Origin of the sequence: Streptomyces sp. DH24 (genome assembly GCF_029813775.1) — a bacterium.
In the GTDB taxonomy this organism is placed as follows: domain Bacteria; phylum Actinomycetota; class Actinomycetes; order Streptomycetales; family Streptomycetaceae; genus Streptomyces.
Map to the genome: position 1 here is coordinate 1 of NZ_JARVKW010000091.1, position 2,052 is coordinate 2,052.

The following is a 2,052-nucleotide window of genomic DNA, read 5'->3' on the forward strand; positions in this document are numbered from 1 at the left end:
GGGCGGGACGGTGCCGCCGCCGGGCGGGCCCGCGCCCACCGGACGCCGGGCCCGCCGCGAGCCCGGCGCCCAGCACGCGCTGCCGGCCGCGCAGCCCGCTCCGTCCGGCGTGAACTCCCCCGGCGCCGCGGCCTCCCAGCCGACGGGACGCCGTCGCCGCGCCCTGGCCGCCGCGAACGAACGCGCCGCCGCGCAGGAGGCGGGGCCCCGCACGGTGTTCGCCCTGCCGCCTGCCGATGCGGACCGGGCCGATGACGCGGGCGAGGGCGCCGGGCCGGGTTCGGGTGCTGGTCAGGCCGGGCAGCCCGGTCAGCCGGGACAGCCCGGGCGTCCCGGGTCCGTTGAGCAGCCCGGTCAGGGGCAGGACTCCGGGCACGGGCAGGGCTCCGGGCCGGGGCGGGTTCCCGGGCAGGGGCATGCCCTCGGGCAAGGGCAGTCCGTCGGGCAGGGGCGGGTTCCCGGCCCCGGTCACGGCCCCGGTCACGGGCAGGGCTCCGCGTCCGGGCCGGGCTCCGCATCCGGGCAGCCGCAGGTGCCCGGCACCGGGCAGGGTGGCCAGGCGCAGGTGCCCGGGCCCGCTGCCGCCGGTGACGGCCTGATCGACGACGGTCGGCACGACGCCGTGCCGCAGGACCAGTCCGGCGACCACACGCCTCCGCAGGCCCATCCCGTGACCGCACCGACGGGCCGCCGTCGGCGGGCGGTCGCGCAGCCGGCGGACGGGACCACCGCCCAGGGGACTCCGCCACACGGGGTTCCCGGGCACGGTGACGGACCGGCGCAGGGCGGGCCGGTCCCGGGTGCGCCCGCTCCGGGGACTCCCGCGCACGGAGTGCCGGTCCAGGGGGCGCCCGCCTCGGGGACCCACGGGCACGGGGTTCCGGCGCAGGTGCAGGCGCAGGCTCAGGTTCAGCAAGGGGTCGGCGGCCAGGGCGGCGCCCCGGTTCCGCAGCAGGGCACCGCCGCGGCTGCGCAGGGCTCGCCGGCTCAGTCCGTACCTGCTCAGTCCGTACCTTCTCAGTCCGTACAGGCTCAATCCGTCCCCGCGCAGGGCATCGCGGGCCAGGGCACGCAGGTGGCACCGGCGCACGGGCAGCCGGGTGCCGTACCGGGCGCCCACGCTCCGGCGCAGCCGAACCCGGCCCCACACGGCCACCGCCAGGCCGGCCAGGCGCAGGACACGTCCGGTCGCCTCGCCCTGCCCGCACAGCAGCCCGCCACCGCGGGACACCCGCTCCCGCCGCAGGTCGCGCCGGGCCAGGGCGCTCCCGGGCAGCCAGTTCCCGGGCAGCCGGTTCCCGGTCAGGCACCCCACGGTCCCCACGGTCAGGTCACCCCGCCGCAGGGCGTCCCGGCGCAGGGCACGCCCGCCCAGGGCGCTCCGGCTCCCGGTGTCCCGTTCGGCCTGCCCCTCCCCGCCGAAGTACCCCCGGGCCAGGGAACCCCGGCACAGGGCACTCCGGCCCCTCAGCAGTGGCCCAGCCCCGACAACACGCCCAGCCAGGACAACACGCCCGGCGCGGGCACGCCCGTACCGCCCAACGGCGCCGCGCCCGTGCCGGCGCACGGCAACGCCCCTGTCCCGCCGACGGGCACCGCCCCGGTACCGCCGCACGGCACCGCCCCCGTACCCCCCAACGGCAACGCCGCAGTACCGCCGCACGGCACCGGCCCCGTACCGCCTCACGGCACCGCCCCGGTACCGCCGCACGGCGCCGCCGCCCCCGCACCCCCGAACGCCCCCGGCAACGACATGCCCCCGTCCGGTGCCCCCGGCGTCCCCCCGCACGCGCAGCCGCACACCCCGGCTTCCGGTACCCCCCTGCCTCCCGAGGGCGCCGCGCCCCCGCAGCCGGACCAGGCCGGTCAGCCGGGGCAGCACGCGCCGGCCGGTGCGCAGCCGAGCCTGGGCGGCGGCCAGTCCGGGCAGCCCGCCCGCATGGCGCAGCCGCTGCCCGCCGAAGCCGCGGCCGCTGCCGCCGCGGCGGCTGCCGTGGACCCGAACTCCACGCAGGGCCGTGCCATCAGCCTGCGCACCCTCGGGCAGGGCGT

At 80.7% G+C, this 2,052-nt stretch carries 2 pseudogenes; one reads left to right on the forward strand and one right to left on the reverse strand.

The annotated features are described in order from the left end of the window. A pseudogene (locus tag QC282_RS31960) lies at window positions 1-1,324 on the reverse strand (hypothetical protein); the annotation flags it as partial. A gap of 231 nt (window positions 1,325-1,555) precedes the next feature. Here QC282_RS31960 and QC282_RS31965 point away from each other — a divergent pair. After that, window positions 1,556-2,052: pseudogene (locus QC282_RS31965) on the forward strand (nickel transporter); the annotation flags it as partial.